Raw genomic sequence first — 19,049 nt, forward strand, 5'->3', positions numbered from 1 at the left:
AAGGTATTTCGTTGTTGGTCAGTGGTGATGCGGAGGCCAATGTGTACGCCCCGTGAAGGTTGCCGACCCGGGCGCTGCTCTATACCGATCGGTTCGTCGACCTGAGCGCCGCCGGCTTCAGTCCCGCCACCGCGGCCGAGCACACCCTGGCCGTGCAGGTCCCGGCCGACCCGACGCTGTGGCGCACCGGCGGCGCCGACGCCGCCGAAGCGGCCGATCATGTGCTCGCCGTGGCCCAACAGAAGGCCGCCCCATGAGTGATGTGACCGAGGTGGAGATCCTCGCCGCGGCCGATGCCACCTTCCACACCGCGCTGCTCGCCCGTGGCTATCGGTTGGTGACCGGCAACCACTACGAGGCGCCCTCCGGGGACGACACTCCCCTGTCGGTGGATCTCCTGGTTCCCGGCACCGGCGGTGGCCGACTCGAACGCATCAAGTACGCCGGGCGCGGCTTCGATGTCATCCCCGGTTGACTCTCGCGCTCGCCTCCGATCCGATGCAGGTGCGGGTGCGGGCACGTCTGACGACCGGCGAGACCGTGCGTTTCGGATCTCCCCCCCGAGCAGGGGTTGACCACCATGCAGGTCCTCGAACTCGCCCGCATCACGAGACTCGATGCACCCCGTGCACCCTTCTTCGGGAGCCAGTCGATCTTCTCGACCTCGTGCGTGCTGGGCGTGCAATGCGTGCACGCACAGCACGCAGGGGGATGACTCGGTTCAACATCCCGGAATCCGAATGATTTCTGCAGGTCACCCTGCTCCGTCCGCCACCGCTCGACCCCGGGAATACCTCGTCTTCGGGTCGTGGTGTGCTGAGCGGATCGGGGGCGTCTTCGTGTCCCCCGGGCTCAACCCAGTTGCCTTCACGGATTTCCGTTCGGCTGGAACCGTGCTGCACCTTTCGCCGAGAGGCGACCGAACCCACCCGATCCTTCTTCGTTTCCACCCGGCATCGACATCCCTGCGGCGGTACAGACCGCGGGCTTGCCACCCGACTGATGTCCCCGGATTGGGACGCAAGAGACGATCGCGATTCCGCACGCCGAGGGCGTGCATGATCGTTCCCGGGATCCTTGTGCCCGGAGCCAAAGGATCCGGGCACAAGGAGGGTGCCGCTCCGAGGGGTGAGCTGAACACCCTGAAACCTGCCACCTTCACCAGATGACAAGTCCGGTGCCGTAGCCCGAGGGGGAGTGAGCTACAGCGCGACCACACCTTGCGAGGGGATGAAAGTGTGGTCGTTTACCGAGCGTACAAAACCGGCAAATCCACCTGGTTCTTCACCCGAAGCCTTCACCCCGAAATTCCCTCCTCCGAATGTCACCGGGCCAAGAGCACGGTCGACAACACCGGTTGCCACAGCGAACCGGTGTCGGAGCCGGCCGACACATCGGCGTGACGGCGATCCGGGCGTACTCGACCGAACGTGCCGTGCGGGGCAACCAGTCCTGATGGGCTACCGACCACGTCTGGACTTGCGGCCGGGTCGGTGCGGGAAGCGGCTGACGGGACAACACTCCTCAGACCCGATACGGATCCCCACGGAGGGGAACCCCGATGTCTGAAGTCAAACCGTGTACTCGCCGGTCGTGAGGGAAGTGGTGATCGTTGATGGGGTGACGTACCCCGCTGCCGGCCGGTAGCGGCACACGGTCTCGATTCGGCGCAGCGCTTCGGCCAGAACATCGTAGGAGGCCGCGAAGGACAATCGAACGCGGCCCTCACCTCCCGGACCGAAGACCTCCCCCGGCGTTACAGCGACCTGAGCCTCCTCCAGCAGCCAGGAAGCCGTGTCGACACCGGTTCCCACGCCGAGCTCTTCGACGGAAGGAAATGCGTAGAATGCCCCTTCCGGCAGGGCGCATCGAATTCCGGGAATCCTGTTGAGACCGTGCACTACAAGGTTGCGGCGCCGTTCGTATTCACGAGTCATGTCAGTGACGGCTTCTTCTGTTTCGGTAAGGGCAGCCAGCCCTCCACGCTGAACGAAGGAACTTGCACACGACACGGTGTGTTGGTGAACTTTCAGCAGTTGCTGTATGGCGAAAGAGGGTCCGGCGACATACCCGAGTCTCCACCCGGTCATGGCGTACCCCTTGGAGAATCCGTTCACAGTGAATGTGCGGGCTCCCGCCTTCGGATGCGCTGCGAGACTGCGGTGACGGTAGCCGGAGTAGATGACTTTCTCGTAGATCTCGTCGGAGATGATGAAGAGGTCGTGTCTTTCGGCGAATTCGGCGATCGTCTCGACTTCTCGGACAGTCAACACGTTCCCGGTCGGGTTGTTCGGCGTGTTCACCAGGATTGCCCGAGTTCGGGAGTTGACCGCCGCCTCCAGCGCTCCCTGGGTCACGCGGAAGGCACCGTCGCGCGCTTCCAACGGGACCTTCGCAATCGAGCCGCCGGCCAAGGACACCATGGACTCGTAGCTCACCCACCCCGGTGTCATGATCATCAGTTCGTCTCCAGGATCGAGAACGGTCATGATCGCAGCGAACAGAGCGTGTTTCGCGGAGGGGGTCACACAGATTCCGAACTCGGGATCGACGATCACCCCGTTGTCGGTGCGCAGTTTGTCGGCGATCGCGGCCCTGAGTTCGGGTACACCGCTGCTCGACGTGTAGTGGGTGAATCCGTCGCGCAGAGCTCGGACAGCTTCATCGACCACCGCCGCGGGAGTGTCGAAATCCGGCTCTCCCCCAGTGAGATCGATGATGTCGGTGCCGGACGCACGCATAGTGCGGATCCTGTCTGCCAACTCGACGGTCGATGACGACGCCAGTGCAGCAACCCTGTGCGCAACACGCATTTCAGATCCGTTCCCTTCCTCGGACGTCACGACTTCGCTCTCAGGCACCCCAACGTCTCGATGCTGCCGCGGCACTTCGGCCGGCAAGAAATCCGAAGGTCATTGCTACAGCGATCGGAGAACCACCGGACGGGTAGAGGTGTCCGAAGACACCGGCTGCCACGGTTCCTGCAGCGAACAGTCCCGGAATCGGGACACCCTCGTGTCGAAGTACTTCGCCACACGAGCTGATTCGAGGACCACCGGTGGTGGTGAGTGTTCCTGGATGAAGGCGGAGCGCGTAGTAGGGCGCCGTATCGACCGGGGCCAGGGCGCGCCGGCCGAACGTCGGGTCCATCCCGTGCTTCGCGAAGTCGTTGTACTCCGCGACCGTTGCCGTCAAGGCTGTGGCGTCGACGCCGATCCGCTGCGCGAGTGCGTCGAGATCGCTCGAAGGGTGCAGCCAGTCCGGGTCGGGCCCACCGGGGGCCGCGGACAGCACCGCGATCCGGGAACGGGCAGTGGAATCGAAGATCAGCCACGAGGCACCGAGATTGGGGAGCCCGGGCCCTCGCGTGTCGTGATTGCCGAAGACCTTCGGAAAGTCGTTGTAGCGGGTGTGTTCGTTCACGAACCGCTCACCGCGAGTATCGACGATCAGCGAGGCCGCATGGGTGCGGATCGGCAGGCCCGCCTGGGCAACCGGTTCGCCCGCCTCGGTCAGCGCCGGGTCGTATGCGACGACCGTGCCGAAATACGACCGCATGTTCGCCACCGACGCGCCGGCCTCGAGCACCATTTTCAGTCCGTCGCCGGTGTTGGTGGATGCACTGACGGGCACGACGTCGTATCCGATGAAGCCGCGCACCGATTCGGAATCCCACTCGAAACCGCCGCTGGCCAGGACGACAGCCTGCCGCGCACCGAGGTCGACGCCGCAGGATCGCACGCCGACCACGTCGTCCCCCGCGATGATCAATCCGTCGACAGGGCTGGAGGCGCGGACGACCACCCCGCGATCCAGAAGTCCCCGCAGCAGTCGTGCCACCAGTGCGACGCCCTTGACGCGCACGTCGGCGGCCGTGCGCCGCGCGATCTCCGCGGCCAGTTCGTCGGGGTCCTGCCGAGTGCGTTCCTCGGCGTGAGTCGTTCTCTCCCCCAGGATGTTCAGGGTGGACCGCACCGGTAGAGCATCGGCATGGTCGGGCAGCTCGTCCCGAACGGGAAACGGCAGTGCCTCGACCGCGCGGCCACCCGACGTTCGTCCCGGTATCTCCTCGAGGTGCAGGTAGTAGTCGGGAAAGCCCGGGATCGCCGCCATCTTCAGTGGCGTGTGCTGCTCCAGATAGTCCAGCATCTGCGGTGCCGTATCGACGAAGACGTCGATCAGTTCCGGGTCCGGCACGTCGTCACCGGCCAGGGCCTTGATGTAGGCGAGGGCATCGGCCCGGGAGTCGGTACCGCCCAATTCGCCGACGTGACCGTTGGCCGGGATCCACGCCGCTCCTCCCGACAGCGCGGTGGTTCCCCCCAAACGGGCACTCTTCTCGAGCAGCAGCACGGAGGCGCCTCCGTCGGCGGCCATGGTGGCCGCGACCAGACCCGCCGCACCACTTCCTACGACGACGACGTCGAACACCTCCTGCCACGGATGGGTCGCGGCATCGTCGATCAGTCGGTTGCGCACGAGACGGTCTCCTTCGCCGAAATCCGTGGTTGCGCAAGGGCGGCGGATGCCCCGGCGCGTCGTCCGAAGAAGGTGCAGTCGCCCAGCGATGCACCACTGACATATCCGGTGGCCGGGATACCCGACGTGATGCGACCGGCCGCGTAGAGCCCGGGCACGGGCGCACCGTCGTGGTCGAGCACCGTCCCGTCCGGGGTGGTCTTCAATCCGCCGAGCGTGAAGGTGCGGAATCGTCCGCTCGCGTCGATCGCCGCGAACGGTGATCGCAGGGGCGCGAGCCAACGCGGCGACTTTCCGAAGCGTTCGTCGTGCCCGGTTTCGGCGGCGCGGTTGTAGGCGGCCACGGTGTCGGCGAGGGCGCCGGCCGGCAGACCTGTTTCCTCGGCGAGTTCCTCGATGGTTTCGGCGACGAATCCGGGTTGGACAGGACCGCGGAATTCCTCTGCGGCGTCGAAGATCTCCTCGTCGAGGATCAACCACACCCGTCCGTCCTGACGGAACAGTCCGTGCTGTCCGACGCGGCCGAGATAGGCGTCCTCGTTGATGAAGCGCTGCCCCGAAGCGTTGACGAGTACGCCCGGTTTGACCAGAGCCGGCGGTACCGAGAACGCGGCTTCACCGGCGTCCATGCGCACCGTCGCCGCGCCCACTGCCATGGCCGCGCGGAGAACCGATCCGTCGTTGTCCTCCACGCCCAGCTTGTCGGTGCCGACCAGCGCGGGCGCGTGATCGGCGAGCAACCGTTCGTCGTAGATGAACCCACCGGCGGTGAGAACGACCCCGCGACGGGCCGCCAGCAACAGGTCCTTACCGAACCGGCGGGCGAGGACCCCCACCACCGCTCCGTCGTCGTCGACGACGAGCCGTCGCACCCGGGTGTTGTTGCTCTGCTCGACACCGAGTTCGGTGGCGCGACGCGCGAGCACCTCCATCAACAGGAAGCCTCCGGCGCTGCCGTGCCGCGACGCCGACGGCGCAGCAGGGCAGTGACCGCGAGGTGCCGGTTTCGCGAGGCCGGCGAAGGGCGCGGCGTCCTCGCCTCCGGAGAACATCAGGCCGTCGTCGTTCCACGGTTCGGCAGTGGGAGCCGACCAGAAGGACGGCTTGAACGGCACACCGCAGTCGACGAGCCAGTCGTAGTGCGCCACACTGCCTTCGCAGTAGATCCGCACCTTCTCCTCGTCGGCGTGCGGCCCGCAGGCCGCCATGAGGAAACGGGCCATCTCCTCGGGCGAGTCCTCGAATCCGCAGGCCTGTTGCAGGGCTGTGCCACCGCCGAGATAGATCAGGCCGCCGGACATCGCCGAGGTGCCGCCGGGTTCACCGGCGGCTTCCAGGGCGAGAACCTCGGCCCCCGAGACGCGGGCCTCGATCGCAGCCGAGACACCGGCGGCACCGCATCCGACGACGATGACGTCGACCTGCCGGTCCCACTCGGTGATCTCGGATGCCTTCAGAGCTGCGAAGTCGTTCACCGGACTCCTCGTGGTCGGGTCAGTCGGACGAAGGCAGCGGCTGCGGGGGACGTTCGGGCAGAACCCGATCCCCGAGACTCAGAGAGCCCGGTCCCGCCGAGGTGCACACGACCTCCAGGCCGGTCTCCTCGTCCCAGTACCGCTTCCCGATGATCGTGCCCTGGTCGTAGCCTGCGGCGGGGCCCGGACGCGAGTCCACGTCGGTGCCGGCGGCCACCATCGCCGTGCCACCGCATTTCAGGTCGATATCGGAGGACGGTCCCTTGACCACCACGATCGACGTTGCACATACCGCGCTGACGTAGCGCTGGCCGGATCGAACTTGCATCATCTACCTCCGTTTCACGCCACGGACGTGGCGACTGGGCGGGTCAGGAACTCCATGACCACGCGCTCGAACTGCTCGCGCTTCTCCGTCATCGCCCAGTGACCGCAGCCCGAGAAGACGTGCAGTTCCACTTCGCGCATCTGACGCAACGGAAGCCACGCCATCTCGAGCGGGGTCACGCGGTCGTCGCGACCCCAGGTGATCAGCGTCGGCGCAGCGATCTTCGGCACCTGCGCCCACAACGGGATCTCTTCGGTGGGGCGCTTGCTCTTGCCGCCGACGTGCGAGAAGAACAGGCGCAGCCATTCGATGGCGCCGGGTTCGGTGGCGTTGCGCCAGCGTTCCTCGATCAGTTCCTCGGTGATGAACGCCTTGTCGCTGACCATCGTCTTCATCCACGCCACCAACTTCTCGCGGGTGGGGTCCTGGGCGAATTCGACGAGGCGGCCGAGCCCCTCCGGCGGGGACGGCGACAGGATCGCCGCGCCGACGCCGCCCGGGCCCATCAGAACGAGCTTGCCGAGACGGTCGGGATGGTCGAGAGCGAAACGCGCTGCGACGCTGCCGCCCATCGAGTTACCGAGGACGTGCGCCTTCTCGATTCCCAGTTCGTCGAGCAGGGCCGCGATAGCATCCGACGAAATCCGATGGTAGGGGCGGTCCATCTCGGGACGAGGGCTCGCGCCGAAGCCGGGCTGGTCGGGAATGATCGTCCGGAAGTGTTGCGAGAACAAGGGCAGGTTCGCACCGAAGTTGCCCCACCCCGAGACACCGGGGCCCGAGCCGTGCAGCATGACGAAGGCTTCACCCTCGCCGGCGATGTGGTAGCTCAGCGGGGTGGGGCCGTCGAAGGTGCGCCGGGTTCCCTCGCGGGTGATGTCTACCGTGTCCAGCATCTGGTCTCCTATCGAGGTGGGCGGGAAGTTCAGGAAGCAGTAGGGGCTGCGTCGACGATGGGAAGCAGCACCGCCGAGGCCGCAACTCCCCCGCAACGAACGGTCTGGGTGCGCACGGCGCCGTCGATCCCCCCGACGATGGGGTGACGTGGCGAGGAGCTACCGGCGATGTGCACCCGGATGCGGTGCCCGGCCCGGAACCGCTGGGCGGTCGCGCCGAGGCTGATCCGTATCGGAGCCTCTGCCGTGGCTGCACCTGCCCGAACGTGCAGGTAGCCGTCGCAGACGTTGTAACTGCGACCGTCCGGGTGGACGTCGCTGACGGTGATCGAGTAGTCGGCATCGACCGCGCTGCCGTCCACCCACAGTTCGGCGTCGACCCAGCCGATGACGTCGAGGTCCTCGGTCAGTTCGGGGCCGGTGAATACGAGCACGTCGTCCCTCTGCTGCACCTCGGTCTGTTCGATCGGTCCGGCCGGGCAGACCGCCTCCGGGGTCATGTGGGCGCCACCGGAGGTGGGCACGGGGTCGGTGGGATCGTGCTGCCAGCTGTCGGCGACTTCCCGCTCGGGTGCATCCCACGACAGCGTCCCGTCCTGTCGGGCGGCGGTACCGTTGCCGACGAGATGCAGGCGACGCGTCTGCGCCTCTGCCGGGGGCCACTGCGAGTAGTTGCGCCAAGCGTTCTCACCCATCATGAACAACCGGACCCGCTCGGGGTACGGCCATGTCGCGGGTTCGCCTGCCAGAGCGCTGCGGAAGAATCCGATCTGGAGGTTGTCCATGTCGAACATCGCGCTCGTCCCGAAGTAGAGATCGCCGATTTTCAACTGGCCGAGCGTGCTTCCTCGGGGAACGCGGTGCGCCCACGGGCCCATCAGCAGGAACTGCTGGTCGCGTACGGATTCGGGGGCTCGGCTCGTCATTCCCTCGAAGTTGCGGAGCGTCCCCACGTGCGCCTGGTCGTACCAGGAGCTCAGGTGAAGGACCGGTACGGAGACGTTCGGGTACGACGATTCCACCGAGAGCGAGGTCCAGACCTCGGAGGTGGGATCGTCGGCGGCGGCCCAGTCGAAGAAGAACGGCGCGATGTCTCCCAGGACCGTCTCGCGCAACTTCTCGATCGGTGCGGTCCGGGCCCAGGGTGCCAGGTCGTTGACCGCTTCGCGGGCCTCCCGCGCTGCGGACGGGCGCAGCTCGCCACGCTTGATCATCCGGTGAGCGATTCCTCCGCCCAGCGCGTTGAGCGAAACACCCAGCAGCGCGCCGAGTTCGAAGGCGCCGCCGCGGTAGCTGCGTCCCTCGAAGTAGTCGCTGCTGGCCTGGAAGGGTGCCAGTGCCATCAGTCCTTCGGGGGATCGCTTGGCAGCCTGCCAGGCGGCCGCGGCCATGTACGAACTGCCGTACATGCCGATGGCACCGTTGCACCAGGGTTGCGCTCGCACCCACGCCACCGCGTCTTCACCGTCCTGGGCTTCGGCGGTGAAGGGGTAGAAGTCGCCGTCGGAGCGCCCGCGTCCCCGGACGTCCTGCACCACGACTGCGAAACCGGCGGAAGCGGCTTTGATCGGGTCGAGCACGACCCACAGGCCGGGGTTGAAGTCCTTGCTGTACGGCGTGCGCTGCAGCAGCGTCGGGAAGGGTCCTTCGCCGGCGGGTCGATAGAGATCGGCTCGCAGGATCGTGCCGTCTCGCATCGGCACTTCGACGTTCCGCTGAACGATCAATTCCGCAGTGTGCGTTCCCATGTGAGGAAACCTAAGAGTCGAAAGGCCATGCCGACAGAGGTCTGTGCCGGGGGATGGGACCGGATTCTGCTACCGACCGCATCCCCCGGACACCGTGTCCTTCGGTCAGACGTAGCCGCCGTCGAGACGCATCACTGCTCCCGTGGCGAAGCTCGATGCGTCGCTGGCGTAATACAGTGCTGCGCCGATGATCTCCTCCGGCCGGCCGCCGCGTTGCAGTGCCATGGTCCGCTGTGCGCGTTCTTCGAATTCCTCCATGTCCCATGCCTCGGATACCTCGGTCAGGAACGGGCCGCACAGGATCGCGTTGACCCGAACCTCCGGGCCGAAGGCATGGGCGAGGCCTTCGGTGATCGCGTTCAGTCCTGCCTTCGCAGCCGCATACGGAAGAGCGTGCGGACGCGGCTTGATCGACTGGGTGGAGGTGATGTTGATGATCGAACCACCGCGGCCTTCGGCCATCCTGGTCCCGGCCAGCACCGAGAGCCGGAACGGGCCTCGCAGGTTGACGCCGATCACCTTGTCGAACAGCGCCGCCTCGACCTTGTCGAGGCTCGGATACAACGGCGAGAGCCCGGCATTGTTGACCAGCACATCGAGTTGGCCGTACCGCTCGTGCACCGCGTCCATCAGGTCGTCGCATTGCGACCAGTCGCTCACGTTGCAGGCATAGGCACCGGCGTCGACGCCGTAGGTGTTGCGCAGTTCCGCCGCGGTTTCCTCACAGGCCTCGATCTTGCGGCTGGCCACGATCACGTTCGCGCCCCGTGCCGCGAAGGCGTGTGCCATCTGCAGGCCCAGGCCGCGGCTGCCCCCGGTGATCAGCACCGCCTTGTCGCGAACGTCGAACAACGGGTCGGTCTGTACGGGTGAGGAGGTCGTGGTCACGAGACGATTCTTTCTGCGCGGCGGAACAGGGCTTGGCTCATCCGGTGGAGTCGGGCGCCGACGGCCGGGTCGGCCAGTCCCGCGCACGAACGAGCGTGGGTTCCTTCGAGGATGACGCCGATCTTGAAGCAGGCGAGCACGATGTACCAGTCCACCGCGCTCACGTCGAGAGTGCTGGTGGCCCGGTACCTGTCCACGAGTTCGTCGGCCAGGGGCAGACCTTCGGTCCGGTAGATGGGGCCGGCGGTCCCGATGGGTTCCTCGGCCGACGGCCAGGTCGCGAGGAATCGGCCCAGGTCGAGTAGTGGATCGCCGATGGTTGCCATCTCCCAGTCCACCACGGCCAGGACACGTGCATCGTCCTCGGAGAAGATGAGATTGGCGAGGTGGTAGTCCCCGTGCATGATGCCGGGTCGGAAGAATGCGGGCCGGTTCTCCCCGAGCCAGGTCACGATGCGGTCGAGTCCCGGGAGTTCGACACCCTCGTAACCGTCCAGTGCGCTGAACGACTCGAGTTCCCGCAACCATCGAGGCACCTGGCGTTCCAGAAATCCTTCCGGTTTACCGAACTCTTCGAGGCCCACACTCCGGTGGTCCAGATTGCCCATCGTCGCGAGCACGTCCATCGCATGGAAGGCGAGATCGCGCCTGAGATCACGGGAATCGGCGAAACGTGGAGGAACGACGACGGCCGGATTGAACCCGTCGACCATGTCCATGACGTAGAAGACCCATCCGGTGACATTGTCGTCGGTACATGCGGCGACCAGGCCGGCATGGGGAACGTCGGTGCCGTTCAGCGCCCGGAGGATCTCGATCTCTCGCAGCAGCACCGAATTGCTGCTCTTGCGCAGATGCAGCGGTGGGCGACGAAGGACGAGGTCGCGACCCGCATGGGAGTAACGGATGAGGATGTTCTGGGTGCCGCCGGCGAGTACTTCGACGCGACTGTCCTCGTCCGGCCCGATACCACGCTCGCGGAGCCAGTCGGCGAGCCGATCCCAGTCGGCCAGACGCGGATCCTGGTCTTCACTCGAGAATCCCGCGGTGTCGGGCGACGGCAGTCCGGTCCGGTTCATGCCGCCATCCTGTTCACCATGTGTCGGGCCGCGAGATAGCCGAAGACCATGGACGAACCGATCGGGGCGCCGGGACCCGGATAGCAGGAACCCGTCCACGACGCCATGATGTTTCCGGCGGCGTACAGACCCGTGATCGGCTCGCCCGATTCGTCGAGTACGCGAGCATGCGGGTCGGCGCGTAGCCCGCCTTTGGTACCCAGATCGCTGAGCACCATCGGTAAGGCGTAGAACGGACCCTTTTCCAGTGGTGAGAGTGCAGGGTTCGGGTACACGTCGGGATCGCCGAAGAACGCATCGAACGCATTGTCGCCGCGACCGAACTCCTCGTCGACACCGGTTTCGGCGAATTTGTTGAACCGCTCCACGGTCTCGACGAAATTGTCCGCGGGTATCCCCAAGGAACTTGCGAGCTTTTCGAGCGTGTCTTCGCGATACGCGAAGCCACCCGCAAGCCACTCTTCCGGAACCGGCGCACGGGGCGGCACACCATTGAGACCGTAACGGTCCACGTACGACTGATCGACAATGAACCAGGCGGGCAGTGTCAAGGTGCCGTCGAGCACGCCGGCGCGAAACGCCCGCCCGATCCGGTCGTAGGGTAGCGATTCATTGCAGAAGCGACGTCCGTCCTGATTGACGACGATCGAGCCAGGGTGTCCACGTTCCCGGACACGGAAGGACGGACCGAGCGGAGTGTGAAAGGCCGGTGTCCACCAGGCTTCGTGCAGCAACTCGGCCCCGGCACCGATACGTCGGGCCTCGGCGAGAACTTCACCGGTACTGCCCGGAGCGCCCATCTGCCATCCCGGCTCGACCGGATGCCCCTCGCGCTTACGCATCTCGATGTCATGGTCGAAACCGCCCGCTGCCAACAGAACCCCGGCACGCGCACGTACGCGCATGTCACCGTCGCGTCCGCCCAGGCGTGCACCGACGACCGTGCCCTCCCGGGTTTCGAGCTCGAGCAAGGGCGACTCGAGTTCGATCCGAACACCGGCACGCATACAAGCCTGGATGAGGCGGCCCAGCAGGACACGTCCCCCTTCGACCGTCTTGCCGATCTTGTGGCCACCGCGGATCAGCGGAAGTTCCGGTCGGATCATCCGCATCACACCACTCAACGCGAAGGCAGGTAGCGGCTTCGGGAAGATTGCGCGTCCTTGCGGCTTGTACCCCGGGGCGTCGGGGTAATAGTCGGGGAAGGCTCGCCAGTAGAAATCCAGAGAGCGATCCTGCAGGAGGAAGTCGATCATCTCCGGCGCGGCATCGAGATACGCTTCGCGCAGGTCGGCGAAACCGGTGTCATCGGTTGTCGCGGCGACATACGCATCGACTTCCTCCCGGCTATCTGCGAAGGCCGCGGCGGAAACCTTGTTCAGTGGTAACCACAATCCGGCTCCGGCGTAAGCGGCTGTACCGCCGAGGTACTCGGTCTTCTCCGCGAGAATCACGTCGAGTCCGAGGGTCGCGGCGGTGAGAGCGCCTGTGAGTGCGCCCGCACCGCCGCCGACCACGAGGACATCGCACTCGAGCGACGATGTCATGCACTTACCTTTCTGTGCCCCCAGTAGCTGGTGGCAGTGGTTTCGTAGGTCGGTGTCCCGGGTTCGATCAGGCGCCCTTCGCATCCGACCTCGACGGTGAAACCATCGGGGGTCGTCGAATAGAACGAGACCATCCCGTCGTTGCTGTGCCGGCCCAACGAAAGGCGCTGCGGGATACCGGAGTCGAGTGCGCGGTCGTACGCACGGCCGACGTCGTCGATCGAACCGACCTCCACCATGAAGTGGATCAACTGCGCGGGCGCCGGCCGTTTCATCAGCGCCACCGTGTGATGGCGACGGTTGCAGCCGAGGAAGGTGATCCGCTCGTCACCCCGTCTACCATCCGGCCCCATCGCACGCATGGTGTTGCGGTCGACGAAGCCGAGAACGTCCCGGTAGAACGTCAAGGCGTCATCGGCCTCGGGGCCGCCGAAGACGACGTGGCCCATTCCGAGATCACCGGTGACGAACTCGCGCACATGACGGGTTTCGAGCGGATCGTGCACCAGCGAGGGCCCACTGTACAGCTCGAGCGGCATTCCGAACGGGTCCTTCACCAGCCGCACATCACGCACTCTGCGGGCGTCGCATTCCGCGGAGGTCCCGCTCCGGACCTCGAATCCGCGGCTCGTCAGATCGGCGGCGAGAAGGTCGAGCACCCCGCGGTTTTCCACTTCGAAACCGATACCGGCGACAGCGCTCGCATCTCCGGGAACGATCTCCAGGCGAGCAGCGTGCTCGTCCATCCGGAAGGCGACCCCGCCCTGGGGAGACCGTTGCGCGGTCATCCCCAGGACGTCGGTCCCGAAGCGAGTCCACGCGTCGACGTCGACCGAAGTGAGACGGAGATAGCCGAGCGAGTGGATCGTCATCGATATTTCCTTGTCACCGCGCGAGGGTCTGCATGGCGTCCTGGAACCACTCGCAGTCACGCGGGTAGTCCTCGGAGGCCAGCGGAACCCTCAGTTCCTCGACACTGGGACCGACCCGCTCGGCGATCTTGTCGAGCGCAGCGAGATCGAACCCGTAGAGGTTGGCGCAGGTCTCGCCGAGCAGACGGCGGGCGTCTGCCTCTTCCACGTCGGCCAGCGCGACACGGAGGTGCTCGCGGGTGTAAGGCGCGGTTCCCTCACGGTGCGGGTAGTCGCTGCCCCACATCACGTTTCCGGGACCGAGGCCGAGGGCCGGCTGAACCTCGCCGGGTCGGATGGTGCTGGCACCGACGAAGCAGTTGCGGGCGAAGTACTCGCTCGGGCGCAGCGTCAGCTTGTCGAACGCCTGCTTGACGAACATCTCCAACCACGGCCGATCGGAGACTGCGGAGAACTGCACCTCGAGCTTGTGCAGCGTCTCGAGGACCCACTTGACGCCCTGCTCGGTCATCGAGAACTTCAGGTTCGGGAACTTCTCGAAGACACCGCCGATGAGCATGTGCGAGAGAGTGCGGTTGGTGAACAGACCGAACTCGTAGAGCATGACGGCCGACGTGGCCGGGTCCTCCGGGTACTCGGGCTCACCGGAACCGGAGTGGGTGCCGACGACGAGACCGGTCTCCTCGACTGCGCGCCAGACCGGGTCGTAGTGGCCGGTGTAGTGCGGAAGGACGGTCGGGTGGTTCGGCGGGCTGGCGGGGATGACCACGCCACCGATGACGCCGGTCTCGGCCGCCCAGTAGATCTCCTTGACCGCGTCCTCGACCTGGTGCGGGAACACCTGGATCATGCCGCGACGCTGGACCGGGAGCTCCTTGCAGAAGTCGACGAGCCAGCGGTTGTGCGCCTGGATGCCGGCCCAGCGGCGGTCGTACTGCTCCTGCGTGGTGGGCAGCGGCACCACGTTGACGATCGACGGGAAGAAGGGCGGGATGGTGTTCGGGAAGATCACCTCGCCGACGACGCCGTCCTCTTCCATCTGCTTGCGGCGAAGTTCACTGTCCCAGTTGCGGGCGGCGGTGTCGTTGACCAGGTCGTCCCAGGGGCTCGAGTATGCCTTGGCCCACTCGTCGAACTCTTCGTGCCAGCTCGAGGCGAGGTACTGCTTGTATTCCCACAGATCTGCGCCGGCATGGGTGTCGGCCGAAACGATGGTGTAGTTCTTCTTGGTGCTCATGACTTGTCCTTCTTGCTCAGACGATCGATTCGCTCGGGCCCAGCCCCATGGCGTTGTGCGCCCAGCTGTGCAGGGTTCGTTCGTTCGTATTGATGGTGTGATGCTTGGCCGTGTGCGCGTCCCGCCAGAAACGGGCCATAGGGTGGTCTTCGCGGATCACCGCGGCACCCTGGCGGTCGTAGATGTCGTCGATGGCGGCAACACACCGAACGGTGCCGAGCACTTGATCCCGGCGTGCCGTGGAACGCTGGTCGGTTGTAGGGGTTCCACCCGCCATCAACGTCTCGTAGATGTCACCGATGTTGCCGAGCAACTGCCGCCGGCACGCATCGACGATGCTCGCGGCTCCACCGAGAGCGGCCACCGAGTAAGGGTCGGCGTCGAGCATCTTGCCGTGTGCCCGGCTGACACGAGTGCCCTGGTACTCCAGCGCGAGGTCGATGAGGCCCTTCGCCATACCGATGACGGGGCTGGTGATTGCACTGGGAAACAGTGTCGTGAACGGCATGCCGAACAGCGGTGAGGTGTTGAGCGCGCGTCCCGGTGCATCGTTGGTGTAGACCTGCGTCTTGGTCAGTGCCCGGTAATCCGGGACGAAGGCACCGTCGATGACGATGTCGTTACTGCCGGTGCCACGCAGACCCACTGTGTGCCAGACATCCTCGACGACGTAGTCGGTTCGCGGCACCACCACGTTGTAGGTGGTCGGCGGGCCGTCCTCCTGCATCTCGAGAGCTCCGAGGATGGCCCACTGGCAATGGTCGCTACCCGAGGAGAAGCTCCATCGACCCGTGAGCTCGAATCCGCCGGGCACTCGCGTCAATTTGCCACCGGGCATGTAGGACGAACTGGTCCAGGTGTCCTGGTTCTCTCCCCAGATTTCCTGCTGGAGCTTCTCGTCGTAAAGGCCGAGCTGCCAGTTGTGTACACCGACAACGCCGGTCACCCATGCGGTGGAACCGCAACGCTCGGCAATCGCAAGCACTGCTTCGTAGAACGCTACCGGGCTTGCTTCGTATCCACCGAATGCCTTGGGCTGCAGCAGACGCATCACACCGCTGTTCGCGATCTCCTTCACCGTGGCGTCCGGGAGACGACGCTCGGCATCGGCCTGAGCGGTACGCTCGCCGATCCCGGGAAGCATGCCTTCTACGGCCTCCAGCACGGTGGTTACCGCAGCCTCGTGACCGACTCCTGAACCTGGATGCGGGTCGCCTCGTCTTGGCATCTTTCCTCCTCTGTTCCGGGCTGCGCGATAGTTGGACCCTAGGCGCAGGAGGGAAGGTTGCAGGAGGGGAAAGTGCCATTGGATGAGATCCGGTTCACAGGAGTTCCGAGATCTTCCCGGTCACCGAATTCGGTTATGCAGCAATGGAAGGTCGCGGGTCAGACCCATTCGATGACGGAGTCGAGAGCCATCGCGTAGTGCGTCTCGACGTACTCGGCGAGATCGGCCATGTGCTTGACCATCAGTTCCTCGGCACGCGTTCCGTCGCCGGCGGCCACGGCCTCCGCGATGGCCCGATGCTCGGCGAGGATCTCGGGACGATCCGCCGGTTCCGTACTGGGGCCTTCCGCGCGGATGAATTCCCGATAGATCTGGCAGACAGCGCGTGCGAACAGGCTCAGCACCGGGTTCGCCACCGAGTAACTGGCGATCAGGTCGTGGAATCCGTGTGCTTGCGCACGAAAGATGGCCCCGGGTTCCGGGTTTCGGCTCGTGATGTCGAGCAGAGCCCGGCGGACTTCCGGGGCGCTGTCGGTTGCCAGCTCGCGCACCAGTATCGGCTCGAGTGCCTGCCGCGCGCCGATGATGTGGCGGTAGGTGACGCCCATGATCTGGCAGTAGAGGCGGATGACCGAGCTGAACTCCGCGCCGTCGCGATCGTTGACGACCGGTCCACCGTTGGGTCCGGGCCGGACCTTGATCAATCCGATCGATTCGAGCATGCGCAGAGCTTCGCGAACCGAGGCGTATCCCACCCCGTAGTGCTCGGCCATGGAAGCCACCGCGGGAAGCCGGTCGCCGGCGCCGAGACCCGACTCCACGATGTCGGCCACCACCTGACGCGCGGTGTACTCCGACATCTTCTGCGGGCGGCGCAGGGAGGGTACGGGACTCGATTCGCTGCGTACCGGCTTCCGCGTGGTGGGCTTGTTCGCCTCTTCGGCAGGCATCTCTCTCCTCTGATCGCATGCGCGACCAGGGTGGGAGTCAGGCCTGCAGAGAGTCGAGTACCTCTGCGGTGTGCTGTCCGAGGGTGGGTCCGGGGCCGGTCTTCCGACCGGGCGTCTCGGACAACCTCACGGTCAAGCCCACTTCCCTGATGTAACCCCAGTCCGCGTGCTCTAGGTGTTCGAAGACGTGACCCGATTCCACCGCCCATTCCTGCCAGAAGAATTCCGGCATATAGGGTGTGTCCCGCGCCACTTCGTTGGCAATACTATGCGAGTCGAGCCATTCGGTCGCGGAGGTCGTGTCCAAACCGGACAGGTGGGTCTCCAGGGCCGCACCGAGTGCTTCTTCGCCGTTCGGGCCGCCGGTATCGGCGCCCACCGAGCGCAGTGCGTCGCGCAGGCGATCCTGCGCGCGCTGCCCGACCGCTGCGACGCAGACCCAGCCGTCGCTCGTCTCGAAGAGCCGGTAGGTCGGCGAGAGCCCCAGCTGGTGTGCGTCGAGACGAGCCGTATCCAACGGCTTGTGATCGCCGTCGGTCATGTGCTCGCTGACCGCGAAGAGGCTGGCGTGCAACTGCGGGGCCAGGATGAACTGGCCTTCTCCGGTGCGGGCGCGGTGTTCGAGGGCCATCAGGATGCCGGTGGCTCCCAGGAATCCGCCGTAGTAGTCCTCGCTCGCTCGCGCCCGGCGCACGGGCTTGTTGCCGGCTCCGGAGGCAACGTACATCAGTCCGGTCAGTGCCGAGAGCAGCGGGGCGAAGCTCTTTTCCATCGCCCACGGTCCGTCGGCGCCCCAGCCGGGCTGGTAGCAGTAGATGAGGTCGGGCTTGATCTTGCGCAGTGTCTCGTAATCGACGCCGAGCTTCTCGGCCTTGCCGGGACGCTGGTTGTGGACGACGACGTCGGCGGTGTCGAGCAGACGCAGGAAGTGACTCTTGCCTTCCTCGGTCGTGAGGTCGAGGACGATGGCGCGCTTGCCTCGCTGGCAGGCCTCGAACGGGTCGGGCAGCGAGCGCATCGTATCGCCGATGGGCGGTTCGATCTTGATGACGTCCGCGCCCAGATCCGACAGATACTTCGCGCCGTAGGCAGCAGCCATGAACTGGCTGAGATCGAGGATGCGCAGGCCCGTCAGCGGATGATCGAGGTCTCGGCCCGACTCGGCCGCCTTCGGTTCGAGACCGAGCAGCTCGGACAATTTCTCCTGGTGCTGCCCGACCGCCGGGGCGGGTTCGGGAAGTTCGGGGGCGGCGGTCGAGAACTTGATCACCGGCGCGACCTGCCGCAGTGTTCCGTGTTCGTCGTCGGGCATGTCCATGACGAGGCCGGCGTGCCGCACCTGCTCGTGTTCGAGGATCTCGCCGGGACGCAGCACGGGGACGACCGCCACGTCACGAGCGCGCAGCAACTCGAGCCATTCGTCGCGAGGACGTGTCTTCCAGATCTGCGGCACCTCCTGCCGGGCGATCCGGAACTCCTCTTCGTTCAGCGGCACCGCCATCTCGACCTTGCCGGTCACCGTCTGGAAGTGCTCACCCACCCCCAGTACCTCCATGGCGGCCTTGAAGGCTCCGTTGCCGCCGGTGTGGATCATGAGGTACTCGCCGTCACCGCACTCGAACAGGTCGATGAGCACGCGGCGATGACCGAAGTGGCCTTTTTCCTCGGTGTCGAGGTAGGACTCGTCCTTCGAGGTGAACCACCAGTTCATCGGTGCCTGCCCGAGCACACCGTCGAGGATGGAGACGTCGACGCGTTGTCCTCGTCCGGTCACGCGACGGGCGCGCAGGCCGGCGAGAATGCCGATCGCTCCGAGGAATCCGGTGGTGTACCCGATACTGGGGTGCCCCAGGAAGATCGGACCCTTCCGGTGCCCGGGCTGCTCGGCCATGAATCCCATCCGGGCGGCGACCAGCGCTTCGTAACCGGGCCGGTCCTGCCACGGCCCGGACCGGCCGTATGCCGTGGTGGACAGGTGGAGCAACCTCGGGTTGAGGACACGAAGGTCCTCGTAGTCGAGGCCGAGCTCCTTGCTCCGTGCGACACCGTAGGACTCGATGAAGACATCTGCGCGGCGCAGCAGTTGCCGCAGAGTCTCGGCGTCGTCGGGGTTTTCGGGATCGAGCACGATGCTCCACTTGCCGCGATCCCACATCTTGCGTTCCGGGGCGGTGGCGTCGATACCACCGCCCGGCCGCTCGACCTTCACGACATGCGCGCCATAGTCAGCCAACAGCAGCGAGGTTATGGAGGAGGGCATCCCCCATGAAGCATCGATGACGAGCAGTCCGTCGAGCGGCCCGGGCATGTGAGTACTCCCCT

Annotated in this window: 16 protein-coding genes; 2 read left to right on the forward strand and 14 right to left on the reverse strand. The window is 65.7% G+C overall.

Annotation, left to right across the window (positions count from 1 at the left end; translation table 11 throughout):
• Window positions 1-59 precede the first annotated feature (59 nt).
• Complete coding sequence (locus C6Y44_RS23805) at window positions 60-257, forward strand: hypothetical protein (protein WP_159417238.1); 198 nt, start codon at window positions 60-62, stop codon at window positions 255-257.
• The gene (locus tag C6Y44_RS23810) at window positions 254-475 is read left to right on the forward strand and encodes a hypothetical protein (RefSeq protein ID WP_147414371.1); all 222 of its coding nucleotides are present in this window, start codon (window positions 254-256) and stop codon (window positions 473-475) included. Before C6Y44_RS23805 ends, C6Y44_RS23810 begins: the two co-directional genes overlap by 4 nt.
• 1,096 nt (window positions 476-1,571) lie before the next feature.
• On the opposite strand, the gene C6Y44_RS23815 is transcribed toward C6Y44_RS23810, so the two are convergent.
• The 14 genes from C6Y44_RS23815 to C6Y44_RS23880 form a co-directional block, all read right to left on the reverse strand.
• A complete protein-coding gene (locus C6Y44_RS23815) occupies window positions 1,572-2,813 on the reverse strand; it encodes a pyridoxal phosphate-dependent aminotransferase (RefSeq protein ID WP_159417237.1) in 1,242 nt (413 codons plus the stop codon).
• A 40-nt stretch (window positions 2,814-2,853) separates the two neighbouring features.
• Window positions 2,854-4,479, reverse strand: a complete 1,626-nt coding sequence (locus tag C6Y44_RS23820) for an FAD-dependent oxidoreductase (RefSeq protein WP_159417236.1) — start codon at window positions 4,477-4,479, stop codon at window positions 2,854-2,856.
• Window positions 4,464-5,954: an FAD-dependent oxidoreductase gene (locus C6Y44_RS23825; protein WP_159417235.1), complete on the reverse strand. Its 1,491-nt coding sequence runs from the start codon at window positions 5,952-5,954 to the stop codon at window positions 4,464-4,466. Before C6Y44_RS23825 ends, C6Y44_RS23820 begins: the two co-directional genes overlap by 16 nt.
• Window positions 5,955-5,973: 19 nt before the next feature.
• Complete coding sequence (locus C6Y44_RS23830) at window positions 5,974-6,285, reverse strand: hypothetical protein (protein WP_120280789.1); 312 nt, start codon at window positions 6,283-6,285, stop codon at window positions 5,974-5,976.
• An 11-nt stretch (window positions 6,286-6,296) separates the two neighbouring features.
• A complete protein-coding gene (locus C6Y44_RS23835; RefSeq protein ID WP_183070608.1) occupies window positions 6,297-7,178 on the reverse strand; it encodes an alpha/beta fold hydrolase in 882 nt (293 codons plus the stop codon).
• Window positions 7,179-7,207: 29 nt separating this feature from the next.
• Entirely contained in the window at window positions 7,208-8,926 is a 1,719-nt protein-coding gene (locus tag C6Y44_RS23840; protein ID WP_120280790.1) for a CocE/NonD family hydrolase, read from the reverse strand.
• 105 nt (window positions 8,927-9,031) lie between these two features.
• Window positions 9,032-9,814 (reverse strand): SDR family NAD(P)-dependent oxidoreductase, encoded by a 783-nt coding sequence (locus C6Y44_RS23845; RefSeq protein ID WP_225623672.1) that lies wholly within the window; start codon window positions 9,812-9,814, stop codon window positions 9,032-9,034.
• Entirely contained in the window at window positions 9,811-10,893 is a 1,083-nt protein-coding gene (locus tag C6Y44_RS23850; RefSeq protein ID WP_120280791.1) for a phosphotransferase family protein, read from the reverse strand. Before C6Y44_RS23850 ends, C6Y44_RS23845 begins: the two co-directional genes overlap by 4 nt.
• On the reverse strand, window positions 10,890-12,440 hold the full coding sequence (locus C6Y44_RS23855) for an FAD-dependent oxidoreductase (RefSeq protein ID WP_183070609.1): 1,551 nt from the start codon (window positions 12,438-12,440) through the stop codon (window positions 10,890-10,892). The genes C6Y44_RS23850 and C6Y44_RS23855 overlap by 4 nt, the downstream gene beginning before the upstream one ends.
• Window positions 12,437-13,312, reverse strand: a complete 876-nt coding sequence (locus C6Y44_RS23860) for a VOC family protein (protein WP_120280793.1) — start codon at window positions 13,310-13,312, stop codon at window positions 12,437-12,439. The genes C6Y44_RS23855 and C6Y44_RS23860 overlap by 4 nt, the downstream gene beginning before the upstream one ends.
• Before the next feature lie 13 nt (window positions 13,313-13,325).
• Complete coding sequence (locus C6Y44_RS23865) at window positions 13,326-14,549, reverse strand: amidohydrolase family protein (protein WP_120280794.1); 1,224 nt, start codon at window positions 14,547-14,549, stop codon at window positions 13,326-13,328.
• A gap of 16 nt (window positions 14,550-14,565) precedes the next feature.
• The gene (hsaA, locus tag C6Y44_RS23870) at window positions 14,566-15,714 is read right to left on the reverse strand and encodes a 3-hydroxy-9,10-secoandrosta-1,3,5(10)-triene-9,17-dione monooxygenase oxygenase subunit (protein ID WP_159417233.1); all 1,149 of its coding nucleotides are present in this window, start codon (window positions 15,712-15,714) and stop codon (window positions 14,566-14,568) included.
• 221 nt (window positions 15,715-15,935) lie between these two features.
• Window positions 15,936-16,727 (reverse strand): FadR/GntR family transcriptional regulator, encoded by a 792-nt coding sequence (locus C6Y44_RS23875; protein ID WP_159417232.1) that lies wholly within the window; start codon window positions 16,725-16,727, stop codon window positions 15,936-15,938.
• Between the two features lie 37 nt (window positions 16,728-16,764).
• A complete protein-coding gene (locus tag C6Y44_RS23880; RefSeq protein WP_159417231.1) occupies window positions 16,765-19,035 on the reverse strand; it encodes a CaiB/BaiF CoA transferase family protein in 2,271 nt (756 codons plus the stop codon).
• Between the last annotated feature and the right edge of the window lie 14 nt (window positions 19,036-19,049).

This window comes from Rhodococcus rhodochrous, assembly GCF_014854695.1.
In the GTDB taxonomy this organism is placed as follows: domain Bacteria; phylum Actinomycetota; class Actinomycetes; order Mycobacteriales; family Mycobacteriaceae; genus Rhodococcus.